This window comes from Neorhizobium sp. LMR1-1-1.1, assembly GCF_040675795.1.
Taxonomy (GTDB): domain Bacteria; phylum Pseudomonadota; class Alphaproteobacteria; order Rhizobiales; family Rhizobiaceae; genus Neorhizobium; species Neorhizobium cellulosilyticum.
Genome location: NZ_JBEGHE010000072.1, coordinates 1 through 830, shown reverse-complemented (window position 1 = coordinate 830; position 830 = coordinate 1). Strand labels below are relative to the sequence as shown.

The following is an 830-nucleotide window of genomic DNA, read 5'->3' as shown; positions in this document are numbered from 1 at the left end:
TGCTGATTCCGATGAAGCCGCCCCTTTGTTCCGAGATGATTGCGCCCCGTGATTCCGGGATGATCTCGCCCCCTTCCGAGGAGGTCTGCAGGCAGGTATTGTTGTCAATTCGTTGAGGCGACGTGTCAAGCGCTACGCGGCAGGTTTCGGCGCAGACTGTCGCCGCTTAACTCGACGCGATGGGCGTTGTGGACGAGGCGATCCAGAATGGCATCGGCATAGGTCGGGTCTCCAATGACGCCATGCCAGGCGGATACGGGGAGCTGGCTCGTAATGATCGTTGACCGGCGGCCATAGCGGTCCTCGAGTATTTCCAACAGATCGTGTCGCGCCGGTTCGTTGAGCGGTTCGAGACCCCAATCATCCAAGATCAGGACCTGGACATGACCCAGCGTACGTTGCAGCCGGGCATACCTGCCGTCGCCGCGAGCAAGCGCGAGCTGGGCAAACAGCCTTGGGACGCGCTGATAAAGAACAGAGCGATCGTCACGGCACGCCTTGTGACCGAGTGCGCAAGCTAGCCAGCTTTTTCCGACACCTGAGGGGCCGCAGATTGCCAGATTGTCGTGAGCATTAATCCAGTCGCCCCCGAGGAGCTTCATGAAGAGTGCGCGATCGAGGCCGCGTGCACTGCGATAGTCGACATCTTCCGGGGTCGCCTGGTGGCGCAGCTTGGCGAACCTGAGCCGGGCAGCAAGCTTGCGATCGTAGCGGGAACTCCATTCCCGTTCGAGCAGCAATCCCAGCCACTCAGCGTGCGAGAGATGTTCAGCTTCACCGTTGGAGATGAGCTCCCCAAAGGCCTTTGCCATGCCGGCCAGGCCCATGGC

The 830-nt window shown here is 60.8% G+C and carries 1 protein-coding gene; it reads right to left on the bottom strand.

Going from position 1 to position 830, the window contains the following annotated elements; translation table 11 throughout:
- Nucleotides 1–125: 125 nt before the first annotated feature.
- Nucleotides 126–830 (bottom strand): IS21-like element helper ATPase IstB (gene istB, locus MRBLMR1_RS28230; protein WP_500067051.1); only part of this gene is annotated, 705 nt, incomplete at its 5' end.